Origin of the sequence: Streptomyces fulvoviolaceus (assembly GCF_000718165.1) — a bacterium.
Taxonomy (GTDB): Bacteria; Actinomycetota; Actinomycetes; order Streptomycetales; family Streptomycetaceae; genus Streptomyces; species Streptomyces fulvoviolaceus.
The window spans coordinates 215,681-241,914 of the sequence record NZ_JOEY01000004.1 but is presented as its reverse complement, the minus strand read 5'-3'; the positions used below and the strand labels follow the sequence as shown (position 1 = coordinate 241,914).

At 70.7% G+C, this 26,234-nt stretch carries 22 protein-coding genes; 12 read left to right on the top strand and 10 right to left on the bottom strand.

Features of this window, described 5'->3' with window-relative positions; all coding sequences use genetic code 11:
* Positions 1–87 precede the first annotated feature (87 nt).
* Positions 88–852: a rhomboid-like protein gene (locus IG08_RS0106180; RefSeq protein WP_030597186.1), complete on the top strand. Its 765-nt coding sequence runs from the start codon at positions 88–90 to the stop codon at positions 850–852.
* On the opposite strand, the gene IG08_RS0106175 is transcribed toward IG08_RS0106180, so the two are convergent.
* The 7 genes from IG08_RS0106175 to IG08_RS0106145 form a co-directional block, all read right to left on the bottom strand.
* Complete coding sequence (locus IG08_RS0106175) at positions 834–1,523, bottom strand: ATP-binding cassette domain-containing protein (protein ID WP_052424499.1); 690 nt, start codon at positions 1,521–1,523, stop codon at positions 834–836. The two genes, IG08_RS0106180 and IG08_RS0106175, sit on opposite strands and share 19 nt — an antisense overlap.
* Positions 1,520–2,446 (bottom strand): hypothetical protein, encoded by a 927-nt coding sequence (locus tag IG08_RS0106170; RefSeq protein WP_052424498.1) that lies wholly within the window; start codon positions 2,444–2,446, stop codon positions 1,520–1,522. Before IG08_RS0106170 ends, IG08_RS0106175 begins: the two co-directional genes overlap by 4 nt.
* Positions 2,443–3,681 (bottom strand): hypothetical protein, encoded by a 1,239-nt coding sequence (locus tag IG08_RS0106165; protein ID WP_158812187.1) that lies wholly within the window; start codon positions 3,679–3,681, stop codon positions 2,443–2,445. Before IG08_RS0106165 ends, IG08_RS0106170 begins: the two co-directional genes overlap by 4 nt.
* A 55-nt stretch (positions 3,682–3,736) precedes the next feature.
* Positions 3,737–4,405: an RNA polymerase sigma factor gene (locus IG08_RS0106160; RefSeq protein WP_052424497.1), complete on the bottom strand. Its 669-nt coding sequence runs from the start codon at positions 4,403–4,405 to the stop codon at positions 3,737–3,739.
* A gap of 171 nt (positions 4,406–4,576) precedes the next feature.
* Entirely contained in the window at positions 4,577–5,977 is a 1,401-nt protein-coding gene (locus IG08_RS0106155; RefSeq protein WP_234342813.1) for a sulfatase family protein, read from the bottom strand.
* Between the two features lie 241 nt (positions 5,978–6,218).
* On the bottom strand, positions 6,219–7,028 hold the full coding sequence (locus IG08_RS0106150; RefSeq protein ID WP_030597168.1) for a GNAT family N-acetyltransferase: 810 nt from the start codon (positions 7,026–7,028) through the stop codon (positions 6,219–6,221).
* 2 nt (positions 7,029–7,030) lie between these two features.
* Positions 7,031–7,645: a GNAT family N-acetyltransferase gene (locus IG08_RS0106145; protein WP_030597165.1), complete on the bottom strand. Its 615-nt coding sequence runs from the start codon at positions 7,643–7,645 to the stop codon at positions 7,031–7,033.
* 223 nt (positions 7,646–7,868) lie between these two features.
* On the opposite strand from IG08_RS0106145, the gene IG08_RS0106140 reads away from it, so the two are divergent.
* The 3 genes from IG08_RS0106140 (at position 7,869) to IG08_RS0106130 (ending at position 11,441) form a co-directional block, all read left to right on the top strand.
* Positions 7,869–9,032, top strand: a complete 1,164-nt coding sequence (locus IG08_RS0106140; RefSeq protein WP_030597162.1) for a serine hydrolase domain-containing protein — start codon at positions 7,869–7,871, stop codon at positions 9,030–9,032.
* 221 nt (positions 9,033–9,253) lie between these two features.
* Positions 9,254–10,621 (top strand): MFS transporter, encoded by a 1,368-nt coding sequence (locus tag IG08_RS0106135; protein ID WP_078655462.1) that lies wholly within the window; start codon positions 9,254–9,256, stop codon positions 10,619–10,621.
* Entirely contained in the window at positions 10,611–11,441 is an 831-nt protein-coding gene (locus IG08_RS0106130; RefSeq protein ID WP_199820810.1) for an SUKH-3 domain-containing protein, read from the top strand. The genes IG08_RS0106135 and IG08_RS0106130 overlap by 11 nt, the downstream gene beginning before the upstream one ends.
* Positions 11,442–11,480: 39 nt before the next feature.
* Here the strand turns inward: IG08_RS0106130 and IG08_RS0106125 are convergent, their stop codons facing one another.
* The gene (locus IG08_RS0106125; RefSeq protein ID WP_030597152.1) at positions 11,481–12,140 is read right to left on the bottom strand and encodes a GNAT family N-acetyltransferase; all 660 of its coding nucleotides are present in this window, start codon (positions 12,138–12,140) and stop codon (positions 11,481–11,483) included.
* Between the two features lie 180 nt (positions 12,141–12,320).
* On the opposite strand from IG08_RS0106125, the gene lon reads away from it, so the two are divergent.
* Positions 12,321–14,735 (top strand): endopeptidase La, encoded by a 2,415-nt coding sequence (lon, locus tag IG08_RS0106120; protein WP_030597149.1) that lies wholly within the window; start codon positions 12,321–12,323, stop codon positions 14,733–14,735.
* 172 nt (positions 14,736–14,907) lie between these two features.
* Here lon and IG08_RS0106115 read toward each other — a convergent pair whose 3' ends face one another.
* Positions 14,908–15,726: a lysozyme gene (locus tag IG08_RS0106115; RefSeq protein WP_030597146.1), complete on the bottom strand. Its 819-nt coding sequence runs from the start codon at positions 15,724–15,726 to the stop codon at positions 14,908–14,910.
* A gap of 243 nt (positions 15,727–15,969) precedes the next feature.
* Between IG08_RS0106115 and IG08_RS0106110 the strand changes: the two genes are divergently transcribed.
* Together IG08_RS0106110 and IG08_RS0106105 are read left to right on the top strand one after the other, a co-directional pair.
* Entirely contained in the window at positions 15,970–16,461 is a 492-nt protein-coding gene (locus tag IG08_RS0106110; RefSeq protein WP_030597144.1) for a MarR family winged helix-turn-helix transcriptional regulator, read from the top strand.
* A 96-nt stretch (positions 16,462–16,557) separates the two neighbouring features.
* Positions 16,558–19,239: a hypothetical protein gene (locus tag IG08_RS0106105; RefSeq protein ID WP_158812186.1), complete on the top strand. Its 2,682-nt coding sequence runs from the start codon at positions 16,558–16,560 to the stop codon at positions 19,237–19,239.
* Positions 19,240–19,268: 29 nt separating this feature from the next.
* On the opposite strand, the gene IG08_RS0106100 is transcribed toward IG08_RS0106105, so the two are convergent.
* Entirely contained in the window at positions 19,269–20,057 is a 789-nt protein-coding gene (locus IG08_RS0106100; RefSeq protein WP_030597140.1) for a protein phosphatase 2C domain-containing protein, read from the bottom strand.
* A 365-nt stretch (positions 20,058–20,422) separates the two neighbouring features.
* Between IG08_RS0106100 and IG08_RS0106095 the strand changes: the two genes are divergently transcribed.
* From IG08_RS0106095 to IG08_RS0106075, 5 genes are read left to right on the top strand one after another with little or no spacing between them, the layout of a single operon-like run.
* Entirely contained in the window at positions 20,423–23,296 is a 2,874-nt protein-coding gene (locus IG08_RS0106095; RefSeq protein ID WP_078655461.1) for a sensor histidine kinase, read from the top strand.
* Complete coding sequence (locus IG08_RS0106090; protein ID WP_030597133.1) at positions 23,293–23,829, top strand: roadblock/LC7 domain-containing protein; 537 nt, start codon at positions 23,293–23,295, stop codon at positions 23,827–23,829. The genes IG08_RS0106095 and IG08_RS0106090 overlap by 4 nt, the downstream gene beginning before the upstream one ends.
* A complete protein-coding gene (locus tag IG08_RS0106085; protein WP_030597130.1) occupies positions 23,826–24,242 on the top strand; it encodes a DUF742 domain-containing protein in 417 nt (138 codons plus the stop codon). The genes IG08_RS0106090 and IG08_RS0106085 overlap by 4 nt, the downstream gene beginning before the upstream one ends.
* Positions 24,223–24,867, top strand: a complete 645-nt coding sequence (locus IG08_RS0106080) for a GTP-binding protein (RefSeq protein ID WP_030597128.1) — start codon at positions 24,223–24,225, stop codon at positions 24,865–24,867. Before IG08_RS0106085 ends, IG08_RS0106080 begins: the two co-directional genes overlap by 20 nt.
* 36 nt (positions 24,868–24,903) lie before the next feature.
* A complete protein-coding gene (locus IG08_RS0106075) occupies positions 24,904–26,157 on the top strand; it encodes a styrene monooxygenase/indole monooxygenase family protein (protein WP_030597126.1) in 1,254 nt (417 codons plus the stop codon).
* Positions 26,158–26,234 lie beyond the last annotated feature (77 nt).

Below are 26,234 nucleotides of genomic sequence, written 5' to 3'. Positions count from 1 at the left end.
TGTGAATGTAAGCGCGCGTGGCGCCGGTCATAGACAGTGCCCCCGTGATCCCCGAAAGCTGGGGTGAAAGGGAAGGAGCGCCTCACCGTGGAACGTACTGCGACGACCGACGACCGGCCGGCTTTGGCGGTGCCTCTTCCGGAGGCTTCGGGGCTGCTGGACGGAGTCCCGGCTCAGCGCGGCCCGGTGAGCGCGACGGCGGTCCCCGCAACGCTCGCCCGCCGGACGGGACTTCGCCCCTGGCGCCTCCTCCCCACCCCCACCGGCACCCCCTTCACCTTCGTCTACGCCGCCGTCCTCGCCGTCACCTCCCTCTTCACGACATACGCCGACCCCGCCCTCGTACACACCCTCCACCAGGGCTCCAGCACGGATGTGGCACACCTGCTCCAGACCCCCGTACTGGTGCTGCTGGCAAGCGCGCTGTGGATCGCGGGCGGGATCCTGTCGCCGTACGCGATCGCCCTGCTGCTCGTGCTCACCGCGCTGGAGCGCCGGATCGGCGGACTGCGCACGGCCGGCGTCTTCCTGCTCGGGCACGTCCTCGCCACCCTCGCGACCGAAGTCCCGATCGGGCTCGCGGTGTTGGTCGGCCATCTCCCCGACAGCTCGCTGCACCGCCTCGACTACGGCGTCAGCTTCGGCGTCGCCGCGGGGACGGGTGCCCTGGCCGGACTGCTCACGCCGTGGCTGCGGTGGCCGCTGCTGGCCGCCTTCGGCGGGATGCTGGTGTCGGACCTGATCGCGTTCACGGATCCGATGACGAACTGGGGGCATCTGATCGCCCTGACGATCGGGGTCGCGACCTGGCCGCTGATCCGGCGGTACCGGGCTCAGACCACCGCCGTGTAGCCTCCGGCCGCGTCCAGTGCGTCGAGCGTGCCTTGGAAGGTGACGCGCCCGTCCGACAGGACCGTGACGTCCGTACACGCGCCCCGCACGTCCTCCATGAGGTGCGTCGACACCAACACGCAGGCACTGCGGCCCAGTTCGCGCACGAGCGAGTGGAAACCGGCCCGCTGGCCCGGGTCGAGCCCGACCGTCGGCTCGTCCAGGAACAGCAGGGAGGGCGAGTTGACGATGGCCTGCGCGATCCCGACCCGCTGCTTCATGCCGCCGGAGAGGGTGCGCAGCTTGTGGCCGAGCCGATCGCCGAGCCCGACGGCGTCGGCGGCGCGCTCGGCGGCCGCGGGGATCCGCCCGCCGGGCATGTCCCGCAACCAGGCCGCGTACGACAGGAACTCGCGCACGGTGTAGCCGCGGAACACCCCGAACTCCTGCGGGAGATAGCCCAGTCGGCGCCGGATCTCCTGCCGCTGGGCCGGGATGCGGGGGTCCCGGTCCAGGAGGGTGACGGTGCCCTCGGTACCGGCGGCGGCCGTCGCGAGAACCCTCAACAGGGTCGATTTGCCCGCGCCGTTGGGCCCGAGCAGTGCGTGCACACCTGGCCCGAGGACGAGGTCGACACCGTCCAGGACGAGGGCACGGCGGCGGCGTACGGAGACGCGGTCGGCGCGGATCACCTGGCCCCCAGGCGAGTGAAGGCGTGGCGACGGAGGACCAGGAGCTCGGCGAGTACGGCGGAGGCGGTGGCGAACGCGACCATGCCGAGGGCGCCGACGAACCGCAGCTGCAGATCCGTGAGGGCCGCGGTCACCCGATGGGACAGATCGCCTTCGTAGTGCTTCACCATCGGCTTCGCCAGCACGTACACCAACAGCAGCCAGCCGCCGCCCGTCACCAGGGACGCCGTCCAGCTGCCCAGGCAGGAACTGAGCAGGAGCGTCGCCAGGGTCACCGCCAGACAGGGCAGCAGCCAGCCGGCCGAGGTGTACGGGTGCGCGCCCGCCCCCGGCATCAGGGCCGCCGCGCCGGTGAGCAGCGGCACGCACACCACCAGCACCTGGGCGGTCCGCATCAGCAGGATGCGCAGGCCGCCGGCCGGGGTCGTCCGCGTGACCTCGGCGAACGGGTCGGCCCGGCCGCCGTAGCTGCCGGCCACGCAGAGCATGGGCAGGGTGGGGGCGAGGAGCAGCAGGAGGATGCGGGGCGTGGGGGAGTCGCCCAGTTCGGCCAGCCCGACGCCGAGGGCGCACACGCAGATGACGGCGACGAGCCACGGCAGCCGCAGCCCCTGCGTCACCGCCAGCCAGGGGGGTCGGCGGGCGGTTCTGGGGGAGGGCGTCGGACCAGGGGGCGGGCCGCCGATACGGTCCAGCAGCGCGGCGTGCAGCCCGTCCAGCCGCGCTCCGTACGGCCCCAGCCGCACCGCCTCGTTGACCGCGCGGGCACAGCGGCGGCAGTGCCGCAGATGGGGTTCGGCATGCCCGAGAAGGTCGGGGTCGAGACTGCCCTCGGCGTAGGCGGTCACCCAGGGGGTGGGGAGGTGGCGGTCGTCGGTGGGGGTCGGGTGCGGTCGGATGGAGGGGGCGTGGTGTTCGGTCATGGGGTTTCTGCCTTTGGGAGCTGGGGGAGACGGTCGTCCCTGTTTTGGACCGCGGTGAGATACCTGCTCAGCCAGGCCGTTCGGGTGGGCTCGGGGAGGGCGGTGAGCCGAGCTGCCAGGCGGCGGACATGGGGCGACCTGTCCTTGGGGCGGTATGGGGCGGGAAGGAGCCAGTCCGTCACGGCCTTGACGAGGGCCAGGTCGCGGTGGCCCTCGTATGCCGGGTCGTAGATCCAGTAGGGCTCCGCGATGTCGTTGGCGACGTTCCGGAAACGGGTGGCGCGGGGGCTCCCCAGCTCGATCTCGGCCGTCCACGCCTCCTCATCGGCGGCGAAGGCTCGGCCGAAAGTCGTGTCGGCGGTTGCCAAGTAGTGGGTGGGAGCGCCTCGCACACCGTCGATGCGTCGGCCGAAGTGGTCGGCGACGTCGGCGAGTTCACTCCGCTGTGCCTCCCGGTCGGCCGACACACAGACGACCGGCGTGTCGTTCGAGCAGTGGACGGGGATGGTGCCGACGCCCGGTTCCAGGACCGCACCCCCCAAAGGGCGGACGACGCCGAACAGCACCACGGCCAGGAGCAGCGGTCCGGCGGCGAACCAGCGCCGGGCCCGTACGGCGACGGCTGCGAGGACGACGGTCACGAGCAGCGCCGGCACCGCCCAGGGCAACCAGGGCGAAGTGGACTCCTCGGACCAGACGTCCCGGGGGAGTGTCGGGCCGTCGTATGTCCGTCGCGTCGGGTACTCCACGCCCAGGACGTCCTCACCGAAGCTCACGAGTCTCTGCGCGTACAGGGCCGCGCCCAGCAGCACGGGCACGATGCGCAGCGGCAGCAGGCAGCCCAGGACGTGCCCGAGGCCGGCCATGGTGATCAGCAACGCCGCCGAGTAGGCCACGGCGGCCAGCGGCGGGCTGCCCGCCGTGGCGTGCGGCCAGGCCCTGGCCAGCAGGACCGCCACCAGCGCCCCGAACACGGCGCAAGGCCACAGGACGGAGGGCGCGAGGGACAACAGCGTTGTGGTCCAAGGACCGCGCACGGCGCATTCCACGGTCCACCCGGTCCCCGCACGGGCCTCCAACCCGCCCTGCCAGCAGGCCAGCGGGACGGACACCAGTTGCAGGAAGGTCAGCGCGTCATGAATCTCGGCGCCCGTGGCGAACCAGTCGCTCGGCGGGTCACTGGTGGCCGCCAGGGTCGCGTAGACGAGCAGCCCGGTGAGCAGCCCCGCCCCCACCGGCCACACCCCCCGCCGAACCCGCGCCCACACCACCACCCCATGCCCCCGCCCCCTAAGGCCGAGGCCGGGGAACCCTCCGCTCACCGTCGTCATCCTCCTCACCCCCTTCCACCAGCAGCCACTCCCGCAGCCGCGCACACCCCCGCGCCGCCCACGCCTTCACCGTGTTCTCCGGTACGCCGAGACGCTGGGCGGTCTGGCGGACGGAGAGCTGGTGGACGTAACGGAGTTCGATGACCTCGCGGTAGCGGGTCGGGAGGCCGGCCAGGGCGACCGCCAGGGACGTGTAGCGGGCCGAGGAGGCGAGGAGGCAGTCCTCGGCGGACGGGGCGACGGCCGAGGACGGGGACAGCTGATCACCGGCCCGGTTCGCCACCGCCCGGGTCCGCCCGTGCGCCCGCTCCTGGTCCACGGCACGGCAGTACGCGATCCGCAGCAGCCAGCCCACGGCGTTCCCCTCGTGGAACCCGGACGCGCTCTTCCAGGCGGTCAGGAACGCCTCCTGCACGGCGTCCTCGGCAGTCTCCGCCGGGAAGCCGCGGGTGAGCAGGTGCGCGAACACATGCCCCGCGTGCCGGGTGAACAGCTCGGAGAACGCCTCTCTGCTGCCCTCGGCCATCGCGTGCACCAGATGGCTGTCGCAGGGTGCGGCATCGTCCTCGCCGGACGCCGGACCGGTCGGTGGGTCGGTGCAGGACCGGCACCCGGGATAGGTGGTCATGCGGCCTCGGTGGTGGTCGTTCGTTCGGGCCGCAGGGTTCCCAGGCGCGGCCGCCAATGGCATCACGTCCACCAAACGCCGGCCGCGCCGCGTGAGGTTGCGACGGCAGCAACTGCCGTAGGGGAAAAGGGAGCACACGGGCGGCGCACGAGCGCCCGCGCACCACCCGGGTCAGCTGAGCCGCGCCGCCGCCAGCCCCTTCGCCAACCCCGGTACCCCCAGCCGCCGTTCCTCCGCCGTGCTCGCGCCATGCAACCGGTTCGTGAGCTGGTAGGGATCGGCGCGCAGGTCGTAGTACTCGCGGAAGATCACCTTGCCACTGCCCTTCGGGCGGCCGTCGGCGTCAAGGCGGCCGCGGTAGTACTCCGTGTACTGCTCGGACTTGCCGATGTACGACGCCCAGGTGTGGATCGGCTGCTTGTCCTGGCGGTTCCACCACCACTCGGCGAGCAGGTGGTCGCGGTCGTTGCCGCGGTCGAGCAGGGAGTGGCCGTCGTGCGGGGTGTCCGGGGTGATGCCGGCCGCATCGAGGAAGGTGGGGGCGATGTCGACGTGGCCGGTGAGACGGTCGTCGGTTCCTCCGGTGAAGCCGCCGGCCGGCCAGGACAGCTGGAACGGCACCTCCAGGCTCGGGCGGTAGGGCACCGACTTGCGCAGCCAGCCGTGGTCGCCCCAGCACAGGCCGTGGTCGCTGGTGAACAGCACGAGGGTGTTGTCGAGTTGGCCGAGCGCGCGCAGCTTGTCGTGGAAGTCGCGCATGGCGTCGTCCACCGAGAGCAGGGTCCGCAACTGGCGCTCGCGCAGGGCCTTCCCCTGCTCGAAGGAGTGGTTCGCCTTGCGGAGGAAGGGCGGCTTGTCGGCCTTGTCGCTCTCGAAGACCGACGGCCGGCCGTCCCAGTCGGGCACGCGCGCGTGGGCGTACTTCGTCTCCGGGATGTTCACCTCGTGCGCCGAGCGCGTGGCGACGTACGCGAACCAGGGCCGGTCGTCCGTACGGGACCTGTCGATGAAGTCGAGGGCGCGGTCCTTGATGACGGTGGTGTTGTAGCCCTTGATGTTCCGGACGGTGCCGTTGTTGTTGTAGTGGCCGTTGTAGTAGGCCACCGGCTCCTGGAGCAGCCACTCGTCGAAGTGGGGCGGATTGGTGCCCGGGCGCCAGAAATTCAGGTACTTGCCGAACAGGCCCGTGCGGTAGCCCGCCTCGTGCAACTGCCGCTGCACGGTGGTGTGCTGGTCCAGGTGGGCGGGGTGGCGGGTGTCGAGGAGGCCGTGGTTGTGGGCGTACCGGCCCGACATGATCGAGGCGCGCGAGGGCGCGCAGAGCGGGGTGTTGGCGTGCGCCCGCGCGAAGGTGACACCGCTGCCGCCGAGCCAGTCGGCGGTCTGCCGCAGCGCCCAGTCCGTCTCCTTCGGCTGGTCGTCGGTGAGGACGAGCAGGATGTTGGGGCGCTTGTCGGAGCGGGCGCGGCGAGTGGGGGTCGGGGTCGGGGAGGTGGCGCGGCTCGCCACCGGGGCCGCCGTGTGCGGGGCGCTCGCAGGGGGAGTGTCCCCGCTGTCGATCGCCTTTGTCACCACGGGAATCGTGGCCCCCGTCGCCACCACCGCGGCCCCCGCGATCACCGCACGCCGTCCCGGTCCCCGTCGGCGTTCCGGCCCCGGCTGTCCCTCGGTCATCGTGTTCCCCAAGTCCCCGTAAATCACCGTTTTCACGGTCGCACAAGCTGTGAACGAGCTTGCAGTGTGCGGGCATTCCCTGTGAATACCGTTGCGGAAGCGTGGCGGAGACCTTGCGATGCCGTGGCAGTGCCGGGGGCTATGGGCTCGGTGGCGTCCAGACGTACGGCGTGGTCGTCGTCACCGCGTGGAAGCCGAGCCGCCGCAGGATGGGCGCGCTGTCGTCGGAGGCGTCCACCTGCAGATACGTGACCCCGCGGGAGACGGCGAGCTCGGCCCGTACGGCGACGAGCGCGCGGTAGATCCCCCGGCCCCGCCACCCGGCGAGCGTGGAACCACCCCACATGCCCGCGAACTCCGTGCCCGCGCGGAACACCAGCCAGGCCGCGGAGACCACCTCGCCGCCCGCCTCGGCGACGTACACCGCGATCTCGCCCGGAGCGGTGGCCACCCGTCCGATCAGGTCCTCGGCGAGCCAGCTCCAGTCCTGCTCCCACACCGCCGACTCCATCGCGGCGATACGGCGCATGTCCGCGTCCTCGGTGACCTGGCGCAGCGCGACCCCGTCCGGCAGCACAGGCTGTCCTACGGCCATCTCGGCGGCCCGGCCGACCATTACCGTCTCCTGCTCCTCGGGCACGAAGCCCGCCGCGCGGAGCCGGTCGGTGAGGTCGGCAGGGACGTCGTGGGCCCGGGTCTTCCACTCCACCGCCTCGCCGCGCGCCGCGAAGAAGTCCCGCTGCCGGGCGATCAGCCCGTCCAACGCGTCGCCCGCCACGCCGAGGTCACGCGGCCCGCTGACCAACCCGCGGAACTGGCCGACGATCCGCAATAGCGGCCCGTCGTGTTCGTACGTCACTCCCGCGGGCGGGTTCGGGGGAGCGCCGCGCATCTGGTCGTCGTAGGCGGCGAGGAGGTCGGCCTGGGTCCGTACGTCTGCCGTGCTCATGGTCATTCGTCCCCTCGTACGCGCGCGTGCAGGTGGTCGTCGTGCCAGCCGTCGGCGTGCAGCAGGGCGCCGCGCATGGTGCCCTCCAGCCGGAAACCGGCCTTCTCCGCGACCCGGCAGGACGCCGGGTTGGCCACCGAGTGGCACAGCGTGAGGCGGTGCAGACCGAGGTCGTCCAGGGCCCAGCGCGTCAGGCGCCGGGCGGCCTCGACGGCGATACCGGCGCCGCGGCCGGCGGGCAGCACCCAGTAGGCGATCTCGGCGTTGCCGCGGGTGAGGTCGATGCCGATCCAGGCGGCGAGGCCGAGGACTTCCCCTCCACCCGGCCGGGCGATCGCCCAGACCGCGGCCGTCTCCGCCGTCCAGCGCTCGTGCATGCGCTCGATACGCGCGCGTGCCTCGTCCTCGGACAGCGCGGGCAGGAGGTTCCAGTGGCTGATGGCCGGGTCGTGACTCGCGGCGACGAGGGCGTCGGCGTCCGTCGTGCGCCAGGGGCGGAGTTCCAGGCCGCCGGTGTCGTTGTCGCTGCCGTTGCCGTTTCCGGGCAGGTCGAGCACCGGCTGAGCGTTGTCCGCAATGCGGCCGGCGGGCACCACCGGGAGTATCGGGGCGATCATCCGCGCATCATGGCAGGCCTGGTCACGGGATGCGCGGGGGTTTTCGGCGGGGAGTCAGGGCAAGGTCGTCCGGCTTGAGCCGCTCTCGTGAGGCCGATGGGCCGATCCACGGAAAGTCACCGCCCGACTCCACCGTCCTGGATACGGTGCCCGGAAGGGTGGTGGGATCAGGATGAAGCCGGTCATGAGATCGCGAAAGCAGAGATCGTGGCGGACGGCTTGGGTGGTGCCGATACTCCCGCTCCTCGCGTTGGCCGGGTGCGCCGAGTCGGCAACGTCGACGGCCAGGACGGCGACCGTCGACTGCACCCGGATCGCAGGTGACGGCCGGACGTTCTATGAGAGCAATCCGACGTACACGGATCCCCGGGACGACGGTGCGGATCTGTCATCGACCGCGCCGGAGGAGCAGGGGATGGACTCCACCCTGTTGCGTACGGGGCTGACCGAACTCGGGAACAACGCGTCGCTGTTCAGCGCGCTGGTCATCCGGCACGACCGTCTCGTGGCCGAGCGGTACTACCACGGCAGTGGCGCAGCGCAGAGCAACAACGTCCACTCGGTGTCGAAGAGCATTCTGCAGGCGCTGGTCCACATCGCCATCGCGAAGGGCTACATCGGAAGCCTGGACGACCCGGTGGCCGACTATCTGCCGGAGTACTTCGGCAATGCGTCGCCGGAGTCGCCGGAGTCGCCGGACAAGAAGAGGATCACCATCCGGCATCTGCTGACCATGAGGTCGGGTCTCGACTGGACCGAGGACTCGACCGAGAGCCAGGTCGAGAAGGCGTCGACGGACTGGGTCCAGGAGATTCTCGGCCGCTCGCTCGTATCCGCCCCCGGCGCGACGTACAACTACAGCAGCGGCAATACGCACGTCGTCTCGGCCGTGCTGCAGAAGGCCACGCGCATGAGCACCTGCCAGTTCGCCCACCGGCACCTGTTCGGACCGATGGGTGTCACGGCCGAGCACTGGGGCCGTGACCCGCAAGGCATCTTCTCCGGCGGGTACAACGTCTATCTGACGCCACGGGAGATGGCCAAGTTCGGCCTCCTCTACCTGCACGACGGCAAGTGGGACGGCCGGCCGCTCGTGCCACCTGGCGCGGTGCGGGCGGCACAGGCCCGGACCACACAGGTCGACGACACGTTCGCCTATTCCGAGGGCTGGTGGACGGACACCATCTCGGGACGTCCGACGTACTTTGCCTGGGGCTATGGCGGGCAGTTCGTCTACGTCATCCCCAGCGCGGACATCGTGCTCGTGACCAGCCAGAACACCAGCGAGAGCGCCGGCGACAACAGCGTCAACAAGGAGATCGACCCAAGGGCGTTCATCCGCGATTACCTGCTGCCCTCCACAACCCGAAATCGTCTTTCGCGCTGAGCCGCCGAGGGTTAGTGTCCGGGTGCGGCGAGTGACCCACGAGGAGAGAAGGACATGCCCGGTCGTCCGAGCACGCGTTGACGTCGTAGGCCGTGAGCGGCCAGTCATCGCGTGCTGCCCTTGATGGTGCGGTACAGCGAGTCTTTCCCCTGCCCGAACCGTGGGCGCACCTGTTGCGCGCCAGGTGACGGGCCTCGTTGTCGGCAGCCCAAGGGGTACCCGTGCCGTCCGCTTCCTCCTCCGCATCTGGTTCCGCTGTATCCGATTCCGGTCGGCCTGTTCCGTCAAGTCTGTGGCGGGACGGCGACTTCCGCAGGCTCTGGATCGGTCAGACAGCCTCCCAACTCGGCAAACACACAGGTCTGTTGGTCCTGCCGCTCTTCGCCGTCCTGACGCTCGACGCCGGTGCCGGGCAGTTGGGCGCCCTCCGCGCGGTGGGGCAGGCGCCGATCCTGTTGCTCTCGCTCTTCGTCGGCGCGTGGGTAGACAGGTGGCGGACCCGCACGGTGATGGTGCTGACCGATGTCGGCCGGACCCTGGCACTGGGCGCCGCCGCCGTGGCCGGCCTGCTCGGTTGGCTCGGCCTTCCCGCGTTGCTGGTGGTCGCCTTCGCCGTCGGGGCCCTGTCCGTGTTCTTCGATGTCGCCTACCAGGCGTCTCTCGTGCGGCTGGTGGAACGCGATCAGCTGGTGCAGGGCAACAGCGCGCTGGAGGGCAGCCGGTCCGCGGCGCAGATCGGCGGTCCCGCCCTCGGCGGTGCGTTGGTGTCCCTGCTGTCGGCGCCGATCGCTGCCGCGTCCGGCGCGCTGTTCTTCGCGTTGTCGTTCCTGTCGATCCGACGGATCCGTCGGATCGAATCGATCCCGGAGCGTTCGGAACGTCCCCCACAGGTCTGGCGGCGGATCCATGAGGGCCTCCGTTTCGTCATCGGGAGTACTTTGCTGCGGACCGTGTGCCTCGCCTCGGCCGCTTTCCAGTTCGCCTTCGCGGCCATGATGACCGTCTATTTGCTCTTCCTGCCGAGGGAACTGCACCTGTCGGGAACCGCCGTCGGGCTGGCGCTTGCGGCAACGGGGCCGGGCGCCCTCCTGGGCTCGATGCTGGCCGCCCGTCTGCCGAGCCGGTTCGGCTATGGCGTGGTGCTCGTGTCCGCGGCGGCGCTTGGCGACGGCGTGTTCATGTGTGTGGCCGCGCTGCACGGCTCCTCGGCGGTGACGGTTCCCGCGCTTCTCGTGGTCAGCTTCGTGTTCGGGATCTCCAGCCAATTGGTATCCGTCTCGGTCATGGCTGTCCGGCAGACCGTCACTCCGGATGGGATGCAAGGCCGTGCGGCCGCGACGATCACGTTTGTCGGCATGGGGCTGGCCCCGCTCGGCTCCCTGTTCGGCGGATTTCTCGCGGAGGAGTGGGGGCTGCGCACCAGCCTCCTGATGACGGCCACGGGCATGCTGCTGTCACCGGCGCTGATGGCCCTGTCCCCGCTCGCACACCTGGGACGGGCGCTCCCGGCCCCGCAGCCGGAGCCCCGGGGCACACCCGTCGTTGACGATGCCGGAGAAGGTGCCGCATCGTCGGGCCATGGGAGCTGACGGTGTGAAGAGGAGCCATGCGCAGGCTTGGGCGGAGCTCCAGGAGGCATGTCGTCCGCGGTCCGCCGAGGGCGACCGGTCCTCGCCGTCCCTGTGGCTGTTGATTCAGGCGGCCAGGCGGGAGCCGTTGCTGAGCGCGATGTATCCGTGGATCTCGATGCGGCAGCTCGGCGTTTCGGCATCGGACAGCTGGGAGGAGTGGGGCCGTGAACCGCTCCCGGCGATGTTCGCCCGGCCCGACACCTACCTGGTGGAGGGCCGCCCGGTCGGTGGCGAGCGCGTCGCTCTGGAGACGGCTGATCCCGCGGAGGCCGCCGCGTTCGCAGCCCGGTTGGTGCGCGACCGGCAGGTCGCGCGGACGCAGGGGCCGCATGTCTGGTCGGCCGAGGTGGAGGCGGTGCTGCGGGGTGCCGGCTGGTATCCAGGGCGAAGCGTCGACACGACAGCGTGGCGAGAGCGCCTGGAAGCGGACGGCTTTCACATCCATTCCGCCGCCGAGGAATTCCTGCGGGAGTTCGGCGGGCTGACGGTCGGCAGCGGCGGCTCCGGGATCACCAGCGCGCGGGAAGCCTTCGAACTCGACCCCCTGCTCGCGCTGGGCGAGGACGACCGCTTCGGCGACTGGGGCGAGGAGATCGGCCGCCGCATCGCTCCGCTGGGGGAAGTCGACCACGGCCGCTTCTTCCTCGGCCTGGACGAGCACGGCGAGCTGTATCTCGTCGCCGGCCGGCCGGCCCGCTTCGGCCGTATGCCCGAGGCTCTGGAGAACCTCGTCCTCGGAGTGATGCCGGTCCATATGCCCGACCCACCTCAGCTCTGATGCCACGCGGTGCCCCGGGCTGTCGTACGGCCGTCCCGGCTACGTCTCCGTGCCCTCCGGCCCCGTGAACTTGGCGCTGGTCAGCAGGGCGTGGACCCGCCAGCCCAGGGACTCGTACAGCGCCCGTCCGGCCGGGGTGCCGCCCAGTACGCCGGTCTCCGCGCCCTGGCCGGCGGCGGCGTGCTGAAGCGTGCGCATGACGAGGCTGCCCAGGCCCCGGCGGCGGTGGGCGGGGGTGGTCTCGATCTGGTCGAAGACCGCGGTGGGGCCGGTCGGGGCGACCTGGCCGCGGGCCGCGAGGGAGCCGTCGGGTGCGGCGACGAGCATGCGCGTGACTCCACCCGCGGTCCAGACGCGCACCCGGTACCCGGCCGGGGGTGAGGTGTCCCCGGCCGCCGTCAGCGGGACCGACATCAGGTAGCCGTCCTCGGGGTCGATCCACCAGCCCGCTCCGAGCCAGGGCCCGACCACCGCCGGATCGGTGAACACCTTCAGCCACACCCCGGCCCCGGTCACCGCGTCCGCGACCTTCCGGACGGCGGCCTCCTCGACGGCGTCGTTCACGGCGCCGAGGACATGCCGTGAGACGTGGTGGGCCTGCCCCATGTCGATGGTGCACCCCCAGGGCTCGACCACGGGCGGAGCGGCCCCGCGCGATACGACCCACCCGTCCACCCATGCCTGTACGAGCTCGTCCATGACACCTCTAGGTAATAGTCACTGTATGTGAATGAGTATTACCGAGACAGTGGTCGGTGGCCAGCCCGTCATCCCTCCCTCTTTCCCTGATCGCTCAGAGCGAACGGGGGTCGGGGAACAATCGGAGGCTCATGTGCATTGAGTCGGCATAGCTCAACTTGACTGCCAAAGGGGAGATCAATGGCTTCCGTATCCACACCGCTCACCCTGCCCGTGCTGCCGCTCGACGACGAGGTCGTGCTGCCCGGGATGGTGGTTCCGCTGGACCTCAACGACACCGACGTACGGGCCGCGGTGGAGGCCGCTCAGGCCGCTGCCCGTTCAACGCCGGGCAAGCCGCAGGTACTCCTGGTGCCACGCATCGACGGGACCTACGCCGGCACCGGTGTGCTCGGCACGGTCGAGCAGGTCGGCCGGCTGGCCGACGGCGACCCGGGTGCGCTGATCCGCGGCCGGGGACGGGTGAAGATCGGTGCGGGGACCACGGGCCCGGGTGCCGCCCTCTGGGTCGAGGGCACCCGTGTCGAGCAGAGCGTGCCCGAGCCGCTGCCCGGCCACGTCGCCGAACTGGTCAAGGAGTACAAGGCTCTTGCGACCGCCTGGCTGCGCAAGCGCGGCGCCTGGCAGGTCGTGGACCGGGTGCAGGCCATTGACGACGTGTCCGCCCTTGCCGACAACTCCGGTTACTCGCCGTTCCTCACCACCGAGCAGAAGGTGGAACTGCTCGAGACCGCCGACCCGGTGGCCCGCCTCAAGCTGGCCACCACGCAACTCCGCGACCACCTCGCCGAGCAGGACGTCGCCGAGACCATCGCGAAGGACGTCCAGGAGGGCGTCGACAAGCAGCAGCGGGAGTTCCTGCTCCGCCGCCAGCTGGAAGCCGTACGCAAGGAACTGCGCGAACTCAACGGCGAGCAGGACGGCGAGGAGTCCGACGACTACCGCGCGCGCGTGGAGGCCGCCGACCTGCCCGAGAACGTCCGCGAGGCCGCCCTCAAAGAGGTCGACAAGCTGGAGCGGTCCAGCGACCAGTCGCCCGAGGGATCGTGGATCCGGACGTGGCTGGACACGGTCCTCGAACTCCCCTGGAACGAGCGGACCGAGGACGTGTACGACATCCAGGGCGCGAAGGCGATCCTCGACGCCGAGCACGCGGGCCTGGAGGACGTGAAGGAGCGGATCACCGAGTACCTGGCGGTGCGCAAGCGCCGTACGGACCGGGGGTTGGGGGTTGTGGGTGGCCGCCGCGGAGGTGCGGTACTGGCCCTCGTCGGCCCGCCCGGCGTCGGCAAGACCTCGCTGGGTGAGTCGGTCGCGCACGCGATGGGACGGAAGTTCGTACGGGTCGCCCTGGGCGGCGTCCGGGACGAGGCGGAGATCCGCGGACACCGGCGTACGTACGTCGGTGCGCTGCCCGGCCGTGTCGTGCGGGCGATCAAGGAGGCCGGGTCCATGAACCCGGTGGTCCTGCTCGACGAGATCGACAAGGTGGGCTCGGACTACCGGGGCGACCCGGCGGCGGCGCTCCTCGAAGTCCTGGACCCGGCTCAGAACCACACCTTCCGCGACCACTACCTGGAGGTCGAACTCGACCTGTCCGACGTCGTGTTCCTCGCGACGGCGAACGTCCTGGAAGCCATCCCGGAGGCCCTGCTCGACCGTATGGAGCTGGTCCGCCTCGACGGCTACACCGAGGACGAGAAGGTCGTCATCGCCCGCGACCACCTGCTCCCGCGTCAGCTGGAGCGGGCCGGGCTGCAGGCCGACGAGGTCGTGATCGACGAGGGCGCGCTGCGCAGGCTCGCGGGTGAGTACACGCGTGAGGCGGGCGTCCGCACGCTGGAACGGTCCATCGCGCGGTTGCTCCGCAAGGTCGCGGCCCAGCATGAACTGGGCGAGCGGAAGCTGCCGTTCACCGTGACGGACGGTGAACTGCGGGGCCTGATCGGCCGGCCGCACCACGTGCCCGAGTCGGCACAGGACCCGGCGGAGCGCCGTACGGCGGTCCCCGGTGTCGCCACCGGTCTCGCGGTCACGGGCGCCGGCGGTGACGTGCTGTTCGTCGAGGCGTCACTGGCCGACCCGGAGACGGGTGCGGCGGGTCTGACGCTGACGGGTCAACTGGGCGATGTCATGAAGGAGTCGGCACAGATCGCGCTGAGCTTCCTGCGCTCGCGCGGGGCGGAGCTCGAACTGCCGGTCGGCGACCTCAAGGACCGGGGCGTGCACATCCACTTCCCGGCGGGCGCGGTGCCGAAGGACGGCCCGAGCGCGGGCATCACGATGACGACGGCGCTCGCGTCGCTGCTGAGCGGGCGGTTGGTCCGCACGGACGTGGCGATGACGGGCGAGGTCTCCCTGACGGGCCGCGTCCTCCCCATCGGCGGCGTGAAGCAGAAGCTGCTGGCCGCACACAGGGCGGGCGTCACGACCGTCATCATCCCGAAGCGCAGCGAACCCGACCTGGACGACGTCCCGGCGGAGGTGTTGGACAAGCTCGACGTCCACGCCGTCACGGACGTCCGCCAGGTCCTGGAACTGGCACTGTCCCCGGCCACCAACGGGGCGGCGTCGGAGGTTCCGGTGGCGGCGTGACGGACGCGACCGGATAAGGGAAGGCCCGGGTCCTTCGTGAGGGAGGCCCGGGTCTTCGCCATGCGTGCGTGTGGGGGATCAGCCGTTGGCGAGGGCGACGGCCCGATCCAGGGCGCCGTTGCTGCGTCTCCCGGGGGACAACCCCCGGACCCCCGGCCGACAGCGGGCTGCACTAGCCGTTGGCCAAGGCCTGCACCCGATCCAGGGCGCCGTTGAACTTGTCGTGGTCGCCGACGGTGGGGCCGGACGAGGTGTACTGCCACATCGTGTAGTACGACCATCCCGCCGGCAGTGTCCCCACGGTCGACGCGTACCGGGCGATCCACAGCGGGTTGCTGGACGCGAAGCCGCCGTAGTTGCCGGTGCACTCGGTCCACCAGCTGGTGGCGGTGTAGATGACCGCGTCGCGTCCCGTACGGGCCTTGTACTGGTTCAGGAAGTCGCGGATCCAGGTGACCATCGCGCTCTGGGTCTTGCCGTAGCAGGAGGCGCCGTACGGGTTCCACTCGATGTCGAGTGCGCCCGGCAGCGTCTTGCCGTCCTGGGACCAGCCGCCGCCGTGGTCGACGAAGTAGTTGGCCTGGGTGGTGCCGCTCGTGGTGTCCGGGGTGGCGAAGTGGTAGGCGCCGCGGATCATGCCGACGTCGTAGGAGCCGTTGTACTGCTGGGCGAAGTACGGGTTCGTGTAGTACGTCCCCTCGCTGGCCTTGGTGTAGGCCCACCGGACGCCACTGCTGTACAGGGTCGACCAGGCGACGTTGCCCTGGTAGCTGGCGACGTCGACGCCCTCGGTCTGGGTGGCACGGGTGTCGGCGGGGAGGCCGCCCTGGCCGTCATGCGCTACGACGCCGATGCCCATGTGGGCGGAGCCGCGGGCGGGGGTGTCGGCGGCGTTGGCGGGGACGGTGAACAGGAGGGAGAAGGCTGCGAGCAGGATCCCGGCGAGGAAGAGGCGCCGGGGGCGGACCGATCCAGGTCTGTGCACGGGCATGGCGTGCCTCCGAGGGCTCGGTGATGCTCGGTGTTGCTCGGTGGGGGAGAGGGCGATGCGCTGGAATGGCGACGTGTGCATGCCAGTCGGTTGCTGCCAGAGAAGCTACGCACGTAAAAGAGCAGGTGGAAGAGGGCCCGGACGGTGCCGTTGGTCTAGCCCTGCGAAATACTGGCGGAGCTGCGGCGATGACGGATTTTGGCGGAAACTTTCAGGTACGGGAAAACCGAGGCAGGGGCTGACGTGCACGAAGACGGAAACGGCGACGGAGGCCGGGTCGAAGCCGGCGTGGCGCCGAGTGGTGTGGACCGGGAATACCTGTCCCTGGAACGCGAGTTGACGGTCCTTCTGCGCCGCGCCCGGGCCAACCAGGGCGAGATGGCCCGCGAGGTCCACCCCGACCTGGAGCCCGCGGCGTACGGCCTCCTCGTCCGCCTCGACGAGCACGGCCGCCAGCGCGCCACCGAGCTCGCCGCCTACATCGGCGTCGGCAAGGCCACGATGTCCCGCCAGCTCCGGGCCCTGGAGGACCTCGGCCTGATCGCCCGCGAACCGGACCCGGCGGACGGCCGGGCCTGGCTGGTCCACCTCACCGAGGAGGGGCGCAGCCGGGTGACCAAGGTCCGGGAGGCACGGCGGGCGCGGTACGTGAGCCAGCTGTCGCACTGGGACCGGCTGGAGGTGGCCGAACTGGCCCGGCTGCTGCATCAGTTGAACCGGGGGATGGAGAGGTAGGCCCGACCGGGCGACCCCCCAGGGGCAGTTGTCCACAGGGACACAACCCGTGGACCACGCGGGGCTACCCTGGCGCTGGGGGACGGGGGCGGTGCGGTGGCATGGTCGTCGACACGGCGGTGGGCACGGGGGCTGTGCGCGGTCGCGCTGCCCGCGGTGCTGGTGGTGAGTTGTGGGATCGCGTTCCTGCAGTGGCAGGGGGTGACGTCGGCGGAGTACCGGCGTGCGCAGCAGGCCAACGAGCGCGCGAATCAGCCGGACGCGAGCGAGGAATCCGGCGATACCAAGGACGACTCCACCTTGAAGAGGTTCGGCGGGACGGCCCGGCCCCGGCGCATCGGCTCGACCACCTTCCGCGTCACGAGTACGGGCGAGGGAGCATGGCGGGTCACGGCCACGCACCGGATCGTGCTGCTGCCCGGTGATCCGCTCAGGCCCGTGTTGCGTGCCGACACCAATGGTGCGCAGGCCTGGATCCCCTTCGAAGCCGTGGTTTCCGCCGGGTACGACGCCTGCAGCACGCAAGCGCTCTTCGAAACGTGGAGCGGTGAGCCACTGCGACAGGACGGGCCGAAGGCGACGGCCTACGTCACCGCAGACTGGGAGGCCATGGTGGACCTGGGGGAGTGCGGCCTGGAGGGCGACTCGAGCGAGCCCTTGTACATGAGGCTGACGCCTGCTCCGGGTGTCTTCGGAAAAAAGGCCTACTACGACGAGTGGACAGTCACGGTGGCGGCGGACGAGCAGGCCGTCACCGGCGTGGACGGCGGCACTGTGCTGCACATGTCCGGACACCGGGTCGAACTGGTCCTGTCGCCGAAGACAGAGGCTTCGGTCACGCTGACCGTCCCGCAACCGTCGCTGTTCGGCGACGACGCCCGCAGCGACATCGCGGACATGGTCTGGGTGTTGCAGTTGCGCCCGTCAGCCCTGCGCGAGGCGGTTTTCGCCCTCGGCGCCGTCGCGGCGGTGGGCTGTCTCGCCGTCGCGTTCGTACGACGCTGGGCACCGGATGAGACACGCCACCGCTGGATTGCGGCAGCCGTGACAGGCACCGGGCTCACGTGTGTGCTCCTGCTGTGGGCCGCAGCGGAAAGCGGCGAGTTCGACGACGAATGGTGGGCGGCTTTCGGCCGAGAAGCGCCTCTCATGATCTGGTGGCAGATGCTGCTCCCACTCTGCGTAGCGGCCTTCGCCACGCGGGTGGGCCGTGGACGTCCGCCGCAGGTGCGCGACCTGCTGCCCCTGCTCGTGCCGAGTGCCTTGCTGTGCGTGCCTGCCGCCGTGCTCGCCCGGTCTTCCGGGTCGCCCGTGCCTGTGTTGATCGTGGTGGCGGCAGGCGTCCTCGCCGGGGCTACTGCCCTGATCCTGAGGCGCGGTCCGCTGGGCCCGACCGGCCGCCGCTGGGCGGTCACGGCGGTGTCGGCGGTGTGGTTGGCCGTGCTGAGTGCGGGACCCGGCACCGGGATGCACGACGTGAGCGGGTACGCCGACGTCTCCTTCACGGACGACTGGGACGCAGCTCGCCGTATCACGGCGCTCGTCCTCGCGTGGGGCTGGCCCGGGGCGCTGTGGGCCGTGCTTGCCGCGCGCGGCTGGACCTGGTGGCGTGCGGGCCTTTCGGCGGCCGTTCTGTGGTGGTTCCTGGAAAAGGAGTCCGTCCTGTGGCTCGACACCACCTACGTGTACGGGCTCCCCCTCGACTTCTTTCAGACCGCCACGATCGCGACGACCTTGCTGCTCCTGTGGTCCTCCGGCCGTGAGGAAGGAAACTGGCCGGAGCACGTCCGCATCGCCGTTGTCGCCCTGGGAACCGCCGCACTGCTCACTGAGGTGACGCTGAGCGGGATCGAGTCGTTCGCCAGCACCTCCTACGCAAGCGGGCCCTACCTCGCGGTGACCATCGCCGCTCTCGGCTTCCTGTGGCTGTTCCCGCCCCGCGACGAACCACGGGCCCGGCGCCTGCACCGCACGACCATCTCCACGCACACCCGTCGCATGTACACCCTGCTGAAGGACCAGTCACTGGCGGCAGGCCGTCGAGACTTCCTCACCGCGTCACGCACGGAGCTGTCCGACGGCACCCTCACCCCGAAGCAGTGGAGTGAGCGCTGGCGTGAGTTGGGTGGGCCGGCGCCGGGCGGTCCGACCTCCCGACGCCCGACCGCGCTGCGGATCCTCGCCCTCGGCACGTCCGGCGGCCGCACGGCCTGGCGCAACGGGATGGCGGCAGCCGTCCTGCTCGCCGTGTTGAGTCTGCCCTGGTTCGTCTACACGTTGCCGTCCCGGCTCACCACGATCGGGTACGACGTGAGCGACGTCGTGGAAGTCTGGTCGACCGCCCTTCGCTGGCCGCTGTACGGGTTCGTGTACGGGTACGCGTACTCCTGGTTGCGCGGTGCGACCCCGATCGGCAAGGCGTCGTGCCTGCTTGCCGTGGTTCTTCCAGCTGAACTGGCCGAACTGCTCTACCAGTTCAGGGACGCTGGTGACTTCGGCATCCGGCTGATGCTGACCAGCGGCGACACGGTGGCCGTACTCCTGCTGCTCGGCCTGTACTGGGAGGTTCGCCTGGTCCGGGCCGGAGGACTGCGCTGGGGGCAGATCCGCAATTTTCGCTCGCTGTCCGCGGCGGCAGTGCCGGTGACCACCGTCCTCGTCGCGGCGACGACCGCGCTCGCCACCGCCATGGTCGGTGCCTGGATCACTCCGGACTCCGGTCCATCCCCGAGTCCGTCGAGCTCCGTGAGTGGCACACCTGATCCCGGCGGGCCATGAGAGCTTCATCCGCGAAGCCGTCCGCCGGCTCACAGCTCGACGTGCACCACCGTCGCATCGTCATGCGTCTTGCTCCGCCGCAGAAACACCCGCTCCTCCGCATCCCCCCGCTCCAGCTCCCGCACCCGGGCCACCAACGCCCCCGCCCCCTCCTTCCGTACGGCCCGGAAGCAGTCCGCCCAGTCCCCCTCCCGGAACTTCTCCACCCACCGCGTCGCCCCGTCCGTCAGCGCGGCCAGCGCCCGTACCGACGAGCGTGGCAGCACTCCCGTCACCGCCCGCGCCGCTACTGACGGATCCGCAGCCGCCGTGAAGAAGCCGCCCTCCTTGTTGCGGACCGTGGAATCCACCAACGCGTCCGTGGCCAGGGAAGAGCGAGGGAGTCGGGACAGCCGGTCGTCCAGCAGAGCCGTCACCGAGCCGTCTCCGGACTCCACCAACAGCGCGGAGTCCGACAGGACCAGGTACTCGACCGTCTCCGCAGACCACCGCGCCACCACCACCGTCGCCTGTGGTGTTCGTGGGTGAGAAAGGTCACAACCTTCACCATGTGCCCCAGCTGTACGCGAGATGGCCCGACTCAGGAGCTCCGGCAGCGGAACATCCGGGAGTGAAACGGTCAGTTCGGTCAGCGCCCCGCCGAGGCGTGCCGTGAACCAAGGGACCGAATGCAGACAGCCCGTCGCTCCCCTCGGTGGCGTCACTCCGTCCAGGACCACGAGCGCGCCGCCCCCTCCGGACGCGGGTAGAGCGAGGCTTGCGAAGTCCTCGTTGGGGCGGGTCGGGTCGCCTGACTCCGAGACAAGTTCCGTGCGCATTCGGCCAGTCTGCACGAGCCCTTCACGAGGATCATCAAAGGCTGGCAACGGTTGCTGAATTGGCGCAGCCGCGCAGGTCAGACGCCGGGTTTAGGATGGAATGGTTCACTCCGGGAAGGCGTGGTGGCGCATAGTGCCACCGGTCGTCGCGGACGTCCAACCGGCCCGCCGCGTACGGCCGTCGCGCGCGCCGGAGGAACTTGCCCGCCAACTCCCCTCCGATGTTCACTCCTTCGGGTGGCGGCCTGGATGATGCGCGGTCACCGCCCACCGGCGCTGGGAGGGTCAGGAACCGTACTCGGTGTGCACGCCAGTTGACGGAGCGTCACCCCGGGCCTTGGGTATTTGGGTATATCGAGTCAGGAATGCGAGCAGCGGTGCAGAAGACGCGGCCTCGTCGCACAGGCAAGCAGACGGCCTCCGGCAAGGGCACGGCCCTGGAGCACGCCCCCGAGACCCCCGTCGGCACAGGCCGCCCCACGCACGTCCGCACCCGGCTGATTCTCGCCGTCGCCGTCGTGGCCGCCGCCATCGCCGGGGCCGGCGTCCCGTCCCTCGTCACCGCCTCCGGCGAACTGAGCGACTCCCAGGACCTGGTGACCCTCGCCGAGCAGACCCAGGACGCGCTCGGCCTCGCCCACTCGCTCGCCGACGAGCGCGACGAGGTCACCTCGTACATCGCCGCCGGGCGGCCCAAGTCCAAGGCGCCCTCCGAGCAGCAGAGCGCCCGGGTCGACCGGCAGGTCGAGGAGCTGCGCGCCGATGCCGACGCGCCCGCCTCCCTGCACGGCGACCTCGACGACATCGCCGCCGTACGGCGGGCGGCGCTCACCGGCAAGAGCACGGCTCTCGAGACGCACCTGGCCTACTCCGCCGCCATCACCGAACTCCACCACCTCGCCGAGCAACTGGCCGAGCGGATGCCGCCCCGCGCGGGCTCCGGCGCGTACGCCCTCGCCGAGCTCGACTCCGCCGTACAGCAGTCCGCCGCGGCCCGCGGACTGCTCCTCGCGGCGCTCGACGTGCCGACGACGACCCAGACCGTCATCGACCCCCTCACCGGGCTGTCGAGCACCAAGACCGTCTCCTCGGACGCCGACACCAAGCAGCGCGACGCCCTCAGTGCCGCAGCCCAGCAGGCCCGGCTGCGCTCCGACGCCGCCCTCTCCGACTTCCAGGACTCCGCGACCGCGGCCGCCAAGGCGAGCTACGACTCCACGGTCACCGGCCCCGAGGTCAACTCCGCCGACAAGTACCTCGCCGCCCTCACCGACCAGCCGACGCTCTCCAGCGGTGCACTCGGCACCAGCACCGCCAAGCTCGACGCCGCGCTCTCCGCCCGCGTCGACCTGATGCGCGGCGTGGAGTCGGCCCTCTACGAGCGGCGTGCCAAGGACCTCGCCCAGCTGCGCGACGACGACGTCACCGCGCTGGAGATCCGGATCGCGGTCCTCGGCGCGCTCATGCTGCTCGCCGTCGGCATCGCCACCGCCATGGCCCGCACCCTCACCCGGCCGCTCTCCGTGCTGCGCCGCGGCTCCGCCCGCCTCGCCGAGGCCGAGGACCCGACCGCCGAGGAAGCCGTCAGCTTCACCGGCCGCAACGACGAGTTCGCCCAGGTCGTCCGCTCCGTCAACACCCTGCACGCGCACGCCGTCGCCCTCGCGGAACGCGTCACCACCCTGGAGTCCGACCGCAAGCACCTGGTCGGCCAGCGGCAGAAGATGGCGGACGCCCGCGAGCAGCTCAAGACGGAACTCGCCGAGTCCTCCGCCCAGTTGGAGAAGCTGCGCGCCACCATCGGCGCCACCTTCGTCAACCTCGCGCTGCGCACCCTCGGCCTCGTCGAGCGTCAACTCGCCGTCATCGAGGGCCTGGAGGAGCGCGAACAGGACCCCGACCGCCTGGCGACCCTCTTCAAGCTCGACCACTTCGCCACGGTCATGCGCCGCCACAGCGAGAACCTCCTCGTCCTCGCCGGCACCGAGCATGTCCAGCAGAGCGCCGGACCTGTCCCGCTGGTCGACGTCGTACGCGCCGCGGTCAGCGAGATCGAGCGGTACGAGCGGGTCCGCATCGCCGCCCTGCCGCCGCACGCGCACGTGGCGGGCTTCGCCGCGGACGACCTGAGCCACCTCCTCGCCGAACTCATGGAGAACGCCAGCTCGTTCTCCCCGCCGGACCTGCCCGTCGAGGTCTCCGGCTGGCTCCTGGAGAGCGGCGAGGTCATGCTCTCCGTCCACGACGAGGGCATCGGCATGACCGCCGACCGCATGAGCATGCTCAACGCCCGCCTCGCCGACTTCGACCCCGAGACGTCCTACGACTCCTACGACCACGAAGGCGAGAAGGGGCTCGGCCTCGGCCTGTACGTCGTGGCCCGCCTCGCCCACCGGCACGGCGTCCGCGTGCAGCTGCGCGAGCAGAAGCAGGGGGGTGTCGCCGCGGTCGTCGTCCTGTCGAAGGGGCTGCTGGCCGCGGCGCCCACAACCGCGATGCCGGCCTCCGGGCCCGTGACCGGCGGTACCCAGTCGTTCTCCCTGCCAGGCGCGGACGCCGAGGTCAACTCCAATGTCCTGAGCAGCCGTTCGACGGGCCGGGACCCGCTGGTCGCGCTGGCGGAGAAGGCCGTACGGCAGACGGGGGAGGAAACCCCGGCCGAGACGACGATAGAGCTGTTGGCCCCGATCCCGACGGCCCCTGAGCCCACCGAATACGAGGCCCCCGCGCCGCCGGAGTCCGAGCCCACCGAACCCACGGTCCCCGCCCCGCCGGAGTTCGAGCGCGCCGAATACGAGGCCCCCGAGCTGCCGGAGTTCGAGCCCACCGAACCCACGGTCCCCGCTCCCGCACCCGCCGACGGTGAGGAACCCCCACAGGGGCCACCCGCACTCGACGACGAAAGTGGTACGGGTGGTGCGGGTGGGAACGAACCCGTCGAAGGCGAAGCCGAGGCGGTGCACGAACGCGTACCCGACGCCCCGGAAGAGCTCGTCACCGACAAGGGCCTCCCCAAGCGCACCCCCAAAATCACAGCCCCCACCCAGGCCCCGCGCCAGCGGACCGGCACCGTCGACGCCGAAGCGCTCCGTCGCCGCCTCGGCGGCTTCCGCCGGGGGGCGGAGGCCGGATACCGAGACGTGGAGGCGGAGATCGCCGAACAGACGGGCCAGACGAAGGCACCGACACCAGCATCCGAAGAAGCCACGGGGGGCACCGTCGAGGAGGCAAGCAGTTGACCGCGCCCAGTACCTTCGGACTGAGTCGAGAAGCCCGCAATCTGCACTGGCTGCTGACCAATCTCGTCGAGGAGGTGCCGGGCATCCAGTCGGTCGCGGTCGTCTCCTCCGACGGACTCCTCCTCCTCTCCTCCGACCCCGGCCTCCCCCACGCTCGAACAACCTTGCGCGCGGGGACCCCCATCGAGGAGGCCCGCCGGCCCCGCGCGGCGAAGGGCCCCCGCGGCTCCGCCGCCGACCTCGCCACGATCGTCTCCGGCATCGGCAGCCTCACCGTCGGCGCGGCCAAGCTGATGGAGATCGGCACGGTGAAGCACACGATGGTCGCGATGGACGAGGGCAGCCTCTTCGTGATGTCGATCAGCGACGGCTCGCTGCTCGGAGTGCACGGCAGCGCCGACTGCGACATGAGCGTGGTGGCGTACCACATGGCACTGTTCGTGGGCCGCGCCGGCCACGTGCTGACCCCCGAACTCCGCAGTGAGCTACGAAAATCGCTGGAGAACGAGCCGACGGGGAGCACGACGCGATGACCGACAGGCCGAACCTCCCCGTCCGCGGCGGCGATCGCAAGGCCGCCCGGGTACGTCCCTACTCGCTCACCGGCGGTCGTACCCGCTTCGGGCACGTGCTGCTGGTGGAGACGTTCGTAGCGAGCACAGCGGCCCTGGAGGCGCCCGAAGAGCGCAAGGAACTGACGAAAGGTTCCCTCACCACCCGGGTGATGCCGGAGATGCGGGCCATCGTCGAACTGTGCCGCCGTATGCGCACGGTGGCCGAGATCGCCGCGCTGCTGAAGATGCCGCTCGGTGTGGTCCGCGTGCTCCTGAGCGATCTCGCGGACCAGGGAAAGATCCGTGTGTACGGCACCGGAACCGGTCACGGCACCGGCCGCCCGGACCGCGCTCTGCTCGAAAGGGTGCTGAGTGGACTCCGTCGTCTCTGACGCCGCCTTCTCCTACGGCGTCACCCCGCTCCTCGACCAGGAGGGGCCCGTACGGCCCTGGCAGACGGACCGGACCCGGGCCCCGATCGCGACGAAGATAGTCGTGGCCGGCGGGTTCGGCGTCGGCAAGACCACCCTGGTCACCGCCGTCTCGGAGATCACGCCGCTGCAGACCGAGGCGCTGATGACCGAGGCGAGCGAGGAGACCGACGATCTCACCTCGACGCCCGGCAAGCTGACCACCACCGTGGCCATGGACTTCGGCCGCCTCACGCTCGACGACGACCTGGTGCTCTACCTGTTCGGCACGCCGGGCCAGCAGCGGTTCTGGTTCATGTGGGACGACCTGGTGCGCGGCGCGATCGGGGCGGTGGTCCTCGCGGACACCCGCCGCCTGAAGGACTGCTTCCCGGCGCTCGACTACTTCGAGAGCTGCGGGATGCCGTACGTCGTCGCGGTGAACCACTTCGACGGCAGTGAGCGCTTCGAACCCGAGGACGTGCGGGAGGCGTTGACGATCCCCGCGCACATACCTGTAATGATCATGGACGCGCGGCGGAGGATCTCGGCGGTCGAGACCCTCCTGTCCCTTGTCGGCCACGCGCTGGACGTCACCCCCGAGTAGCCCCCGAGCAGTCGGAACTGAGGAGCCACCACCCGTATGCGGAAGATACTCGTCGTAGGAGCCGGTCAGTCCGGACTCCAGCTCGCCCTCGGACTCCAGTCGCACGGGTACGAGGTCACCCTGATGTCGAACCGGACCGCGGACGAGATCCGCTCCGGCCGGGTCATGTCGACGCAGTGCATGTTCCACGCGGCACTGCAGCACGAGCGCGATCTCCAGCTGAACTTCTGGGAGTCCCAGGCCCCGAAGATCGAAGGACTCGGCGTCTCGGTGGCGGCTCCGGGGTCGCACGACCCCGGTCCGACGCAGCGTGCGATCGACTGGGTGGGCAGGCTCGACGGGTACGCGCAGTCGGTCGACCAGCGCGTGAAGATGGCCGGCTGGATGGAGACCTTCGCCCAGCGCGGCGGCCAGCTGGTCATCCACGGTACGGCGGTCGGCGACCTCGACTACTTCTCCCGTACGTACGACCTGGTGCTGGTGTCGGCGGGCAAGGGCGAGCTGGTGTCCATGTTCGCCCGGGACCCGGAGCGGTCCCCGTACAGCGAGCCGCAGCGCGCCCTCGCGGTCGCCTACGTCCACGGCCTGGGCCCGCGCCCCGAGCACCCGGACCACGACGCCGTCCGCTGCAACCTGGTCCCCGGCGTCGGCGAGCTGTTCATCATGCCGACGCTCACGACCTCCGGCCGCGCGGACATCCTGTTCTGGGAGGGCATACCCGGCGGCCCGCTCGACGCCTTCAACGGCGTCAAGGACCCGGCGGAGCACCTCTCCCTGACCCTGGAACTCATGGAGAAGTTCGTCCCCTGGGAGCACGCGCGGGCCACGAACGTCGAACTCACCGACGCGGGCGGGGTGTTGAGCGGGCGCTACACCCCGACCGTCCGCAACCCGATCGGCCGCCTCCCCGGTGGCGGTCTGGTCCTCGGCGTCGCCGACGTGGTCGTCGCGAACGACCCGATCACCGGACAGGGCTCCAACTCGGCGTCCAAGTGCGCCGCCGCGTATCTCGCCTCGATTCTGGATCGAGGCGAGAAGGAGTTTGACGAGGAGTGGATGCGGGGGACGTTCGACCGGTACTGGGACACGGCGCAGCACGTCACGAAGTGGACCAACGCGATGCTCGCGCCGCCGCCGGAGCACATCCTCAACCTGATTGGTGCGGCGGGTCAGTTGCCGCCGGTTGCTGATCGGTTCGCCAACGGGTTCGACGATCCGGCCGACTTTGAGAACTTCTTCTACGATCCGGCCAGGACTGAGGCGTATCTGGGGTCGGTGGCTGGGGCCTAGTCGCCGTTGGGGGTGCGGTTGGGTGGCGGCTGCGGGTCCGTTGTGGCTTGTCGCGCCCACGCGGCGGAGCCGCACAA

Coding starts and splice junctions, on each gene's coding strand:
- IG08_RS0106100 (WP_030597140.1), bottom strand. CDS start 20,057: ATGCGCACGGAACTTGTCTCGGAGTCAGGCGACCCGACCCGCCCCAAC.
- IG08_RS0106085 (WP_030597130.1), top strand. CDS start 23,826: ATGACCGACAGGCCGAACCTCCCCGTCCGCGGCGGCGATCGCAAGGCC.
- IG08_RS0106150 (WP_030597168.1), bottom strand. CDS start 7,028: ATGAGCACGGCAGACGTACGGACCCAGGCCGACCTCCTCGCCGCCTAC.
- IG08_RS0106145 (WP_030597165.1), bottom strand. CDS start 7,645: ATGATCGCCCCGATACTCCCGGTGGTGCCCGCCGGCCGCATTGCGGAC.
- IG08_RS0106095 (WP_078655461.1), top strand. CDS start 20,423: ATGCGAGCAGCGGTGCAGAAGACGCGGCCTCGTCGCACAGGCAAGCAG.
- lon (WP_030597149.1), top strand. CDS start 12,321: ATGGCTTCCGTATCCACACCGCTCACCCTGCCCGTGCTGCCGCTCGAC.
- IG08_RS0106115 (WP_030597146.1), bottom strand. CDS start 15,726: ATGCCCGTGCACAGACCTGGATCGGTCCGCCCCCGGCGCCTCTTCCTC.
- IG08_RS0106075 (WP_030597126.1), top strand. CDS start 24,904: ATGCGGAAGATACTCGTCGTAGGAGCCGGTCAGTCCGGACTCCAGCTC.
- IG08_RS0106125 (WP_030597152.1), bottom strand. CDS start 12,140: ATGGACGAGCTCGTACAGGCATGGGTGGACGGGTGGGTCGTATCGCGC.
- IG08_RS0106160 (WP_052424497.1), bottom strand. CDS start 4,405: ATGACCACCTATCCCGGGTGCCGGTCCTGCACCGACCCACCGACCGGT.
- IG08_RS0106130 (WP_199820810.1), top strand. CDS start 10,611: ATGGGAGCTGACGGTGTGAAGAGGAGCCATGCGCAGGCTTGGGCGGAG.
- IG08_RS0106170 (WP_052424498.1), bottom strand. CDS start 2,446: ATGACCGAACACCACGCCCCCTCCATCCGACCGCACCCGACCCCCACC.